The organism is Mesorhizobium sp. M7A.F.Ca.CA.004.06.1.1 (assembly GCF_003999135.1).
In the GTDB taxonomy this organism is placed as follows: domain Bacteria; phylum Pseudomonadota; class Alphaproteobacteria; order Rhizobiales; family Rhizobiaceae; genus Mesorhizobium.
The window spans coordinates 1-4,612 of the sequence record NZ_RZPQ01000480.1 but is presented as its reverse complement, the minus strand read 5'-3'; the positions used below and the strand labels follow the sequence as shown (position 1 = coordinate 4,612).

General features: G+C 60.1%; 2 protein-coding genes and 2 pseudogenes. 2 read left to right on the top strand and 2 right to left on the bottom strand.

Going from position 1 to position 4,612, the window contains the following annotated elements; all coding sequences use genetic code 11:
- Positions 1 to 935: 935 nt before the first annotated feature.
- Positions 936 to 1,052: pseudogene (locus EN906_RS38450) on the bottom strand (transposase); the annotation flags it as partial.
- Positions 1,053 to 1,246: 194 nt separating this feature from the next.
- Here EN906_RS38450 and EN906_RS23870 point away from each other — a divergent pair.
- Positions 1,247 to 2,884 (top strand): NAD(P)/FAD-dependent oxidoreductase, encoded by a 1,638-nt coding sequence (locus tag EN906_RS23870; protein ID WP_127268396.1) that lies wholly within the window; start codon positions 1,247 to 1,249, stop codon positions 2,882 to 2,884.
- Positions 2,862 to 4,037, top strand: a complete 1,176-nt coding sequence (locus EN906_RS23865) for an FAD-binding oxidoreductase (protein ID WP_127268395.1) — start codon at positions 2,862 to 2,864, stop codon at positions 4,035 to 4,037. The genes EN906_RS23870 and EN906_RS23865 overlap by 23 nt, the downstream gene beginning before the upstream one ends.
- 226 nt (positions 4,038 to 4,263) lie before the next feature.
- On the opposite strand, the pseudogene EN906_RS23860 reads toward EN906_RS23865, so the two are convergent.
- Positions 4,264 to 4,612 (bottom strand): annotated as a pseudogene (locus EN906_RS23860) (transposase); the annotation flags it as partial.

Below are 4,612 nucleotides of genomic sequence, written 5' to 3'. Positions count from 1 at the left end.
TATCGTCGGAAACGCCCCACTTCCCGACCATTTGCGGTTGTGGCATAAGCTTGCTGTCGGGGGCGAATAGCGTATCATAAACGCCCAAGCTGTGGAAAACGGTGGGGTCGGTTGTCGTGAACACCGGATCAAAGATTTGGAGCTCAACCATTACCATCCGAACCGTCCGAGCGTCCGTTGGCAATGTTTGCCCACGCAAGATCGAGGGGAATGACAAAGCCGTTCCAGCCGCCATACTTAGCTTCATGAGGTCGCGTCGAGAGATTGTCATATTCTAGTTCCCCTTTTTCTTAACGGCGGCTCAAGGCACGCCTAATGGTTAAGTTACTATGGAGCGACTTGCGGCGACTTCGTGATTTTCAACTTATACATTGATTAGCAGACTCGCCATCTGAGCAGGTCGATCTGGAGAGATCCGCCATTCGTAATCCATGAGCCATTATCTGGCTCTCCTTGCTATGAACCACTGCGGGTGTACAGCGATCTCCCTGTTCAACGCGATTGCTGACCAAACTAAGCCAAATCTGATCATCAAACCTCGTGGCGTTGTGCAGCCGGTAGTTGATAGCCGACTCAGATGGGATGGCGATGGTTTGGGCAACATCATGCTACGGGCCGCTGAGTGCTTCATAGCTCAGACACCACTTAGTTCCCTTAGTATTTCCTGGCCGTTAAACCGCCATGGTTTCGATTATTCTTTATCGTGGAGGGCTTGTCGTCAAATTCAGTTTGTGTATCGTGGCCATCTAGCGCCGAGATGGTGGATGAAAGTGCCTGCGTTCGTAGAGCGCTCTCGGCTTGGTCAGGACAACCCATACAATGCGCGCGCCATCTTGGCGGCGGGTGCGACAACGGCCTTGTTCGGGTGCATCTGGCTCTGCAAGCCGTCGAGCCAGCGTCCAAGGCGATCCCGGGCTCGATCCAGGTCGAAAGCAGGAGCGCGCGCCATGAGCGAGGACCTTGCGGACGTAGCGGTTCCCGCGCTTGGTGATGCCACAGAGCTTCTGCTCGCCTCCGGTCGAGTGTTCACGGGGGACAAGGCTCAACCATGCGCGCCCACGCTCATCTCGAAATCAGATTAGCTCAATTCACAAACTGAATTTGACATGGAGCCCCTTGAAGCGATGAATCGATGAGAGTGTCTGGGCGCCTGAAAATCCGGCCAGAGGCTCGTTCGGCTTTAACGCCATTCCGAACGGGTGGAGAACCTCGGACGAAGGCAACAGTTACCAGAATGGCTTGAACCATGAAGATTGACGAAAAATCTGTTGCCGGCAAAGAGCTGATCGTCGAGGAACAGACCCAGCTCTTGGTAGTTGGCGCGGGTCCTGCTGGTCTCGCAGCCGCTATCGACGCGGCTCGCCGAGGACTCTCGGTCGTGCTCATTGACGAAAACCCGGTTCCCTTCATAACCATGGGCAACGAGGTGCCGCTTCACTACGGACAGGGCATGTCTCCTGTAGCGCGCAACCGCAATGCTATGCTTGAGAGCTTCGTCGCTTCCGAGCCACTTATCCAGACAGCGTTCGAAGCTGGGGTTGACGTCCGGCTCGGCACCGCCTGTTGGGGTCTTTATGCGAACGGTCCCGGTGTCCACTGGCTCCCCGGCACGATCGCCGGTCTGGCCGACGAGACACGTGGCTGGCTGATAGGCGCAGAATACGTAATTGTCGCAGCCGGCCGACGCGATATCGGGCTCGGCTTCCCTGGGTGGGAGAAGCCGGGCGTAATGGGTGCCACGGCGGCGGTTTCGCTGGCAACGCGGTTCAGGGCCCTAAACCCTCGGAGAGTGTTGATCCTCGGCACGTCGGCTGAGGCGCTGGCGGCTGCCGCAGCACTCGAGAAGGCCGGCGTGGAAATAGCGGGGATCGTGGAACAGGCGGCCGAGGCTGTCGGTCCCGTACACATGGTAGACGAATTACGCGCTGGCGGCTGCGAATTCCTGACCCGTCATGTTGTGCGTGAGGTACTGGGGCGGGACTCAGTTGAAGAAGTGCTCATTTCCGCCTTGGATGAAGCCGGTCGGGCTGTTGGCAAAGAACGCCGAATCGCTTGCGACGGCGTTGTGCTGGCGGTCGGAGCCACGCCGGTTATTGATCTTCTCGCAGCGCTCGGGTGCAGGGTCGCCTTTCAGCCAGAGCGGGGCGGCTATGCGCCGGCGGTGGATGCAGGTCAGCGTACCAGTGTGCGCAATATTTTCGTGATCGGCGACAGCGCCGGCATCTGGCCTACAAAATCGTGCGATCCCAGCATCGCGGAACGCGAAGCCTTACTGGCAGTCGCCACCATCCTTGATGATCTGGGCCTTGCCGGAGACCATGCGCACGATGGAGCGCCGCGACCCGACCGGCCGGCCTACGATCTGGCAGCCTACCGTCTGGCCTGGGTACATGCCAGCGTCATCGCTGCGCGTGACGAATTCCACGTCTGTCAATGCGAGGAGATTACCGCCCGCGAGATCCTCGAGCTACGCCCCCCGCGTTATCTTGGCTGGCAAACCGAGCGCCGCAACGATCGCTCACTCTCAACCCTCCTTGGCGACGCGCCCCCAAACCCGGACCAGGTCAAGCGGCTCACTCGCGCAGGCATGGGACCGTGCCAAGGTCGGCGCTGCCGCGAGCAGATAGCTGCTTTGCTGGCCATGCAGTCCGGCGCGTCGCTAGCGGCAATTCCCCTTGCGGGCTACCGCGCGCCAGTACGACCGCTGCCGCTAGAAATTGCCAGCCAAATCCCGGAATCGCCAGATCAGGCCCGTCATTGGGCACTCTGGTTTGGAATACCATCGCAATGGAAAGCCCAATGGGAGGTTCCCGAGTTTTATACAGTTGCCACCGATCATGTTACCACCGCGGCTGCGCTTGATGAGCGAGGCGGCCATGACTGAGAACATGGGTGCATCCGTTGTGATCATTGGCGGCGGCGTCACAGGGCTGAGTGCTGGCTGGTGGCTAGCACAAACCGGCGTCGATGTTCTGGTTATAGAAAAGGGCATCGTTGGCTGGGAGGCTTCCGGCCGTAACGGAGGGGGCTGCGGACACGTTTTTTCGCCTCTTTACCCGGAGATGCTGCGGCTGTGGCCAATCATGGATGAACTGCTCGGTTATCCTACGGAGTTCTCTGCAAACCGCATCCACGTCGCCGTGACCGAGGAGCAATTGGCGGCCGCAACTCGCAGCGCCGCTGCGATGGAGCGCCATGGACACCGGTGCGAATTGCTCGACCGGACGCGGCTCCGAGAACTCGTTCCACTCGTCGGCGACAACGTTGCCGGTGCTCATTTCTATCACTTCGGGGGGCACGCCAACCCACACCGCACAGTCCAAGGCTACGCGTGGGCCATGCAGGACCACGGCGGCCAGCTCGTGCAGCACTGCGGGGTCACCGGGTTCCGCACCGAAGGCGAGCGGGTGGTAGGCGTAGACACGGAGCGCGGCCTATTTGGCTGCGATCAACTGGTCATTGCAGCCGGGCCATACACCGGGCGCTTCTCGGCGATGCTGGGGCAGGAGGTTCCTTTGGCAAGCGCGCGTGCCGAGATGATCGTTACCGAGCCGCTTCCCCTGATGGCTTATGGTGGCGTTGATGGTAACGATCTCCACGGCAGGCAGACGCTGCGCGGTAATCTGGCCTTTGGAGGCGGTCCACACGAATGGCTGGAACTAGCCGAGGGAGGCGTAATATCCAACCCCTCAACCCCCCTGATGGGTCATATAGGCCGCCGCTTGGTTGAAATGATGCCGAAGGCCGCGCATGCCCGCATTATTCGTTCTTGGGCCGGTGTGATCGAGAACACCCCCGACGGGCGCCCCGTGATCGACCGGCTCTCGACATTCTCCAACGTGGTTGTTGCCACGATGTCCAGCGTCGGCTTCGGCTTGTCGCCGTCAAGCGGGCGAGCAATCCGCGACGTAGTTGTCGACGGCGTCTGCAGCTTCGCAGACATTTCATCGTTTAGCTTGAAGCGTTTCGCCAGGCTCGAACCCAACTGGCGCCAACTGCAGGGCTGGGTTGCGATCCAATTCGGGGACGCTGCTTAGAAACATCGCGCTCAGCAGAAGCGCATCGCTGCGCGTTGCCGAAAGAAGCAGGCGGCATTGGTCATCAGTGATGCGCTTCGATTACTTGCACCCGATGTGCCCCCCTGAAATGTTCTCGCTTGAGGTTGGGTTGTCCCGTCGGCCGTGAACAATGAGAGGGATCAGGCTTCGAGCTCTTCGGCTGACTTTGTAAGGCTGCGATGAGAAGCCACAAAAATCCCTTCAGCCACCTGAGCAGGAGAGAGAAGTTATATCCGGCGGCGGCCAGGATGGCGTTGAGGGCGTCGCCCTGCTGGCCGGCGAGGTAGTTGCGGCCCATGCGGTGTTCGTTCTTGATGTGGCCCCGATGACGGGCTCGACCGCCGACCGCCGTCGCATCTGGCGCTTGATGGCTGGGGTGACGCGGCGTTTCTGGCCCGCGGTGAAGACCCTGAGCTTGTGGCTCTGGGGTGCGTTGTGGCCGCGATAGCCGGCGTCGGCGAGGATGCGGCCGATCTCGTTGCCGATGGTCTTTTCCATGTCGGGGATGACGCTTGCCAGCGTGTGGCCGTCATAGGGATTGCCGGGCAGTGCTT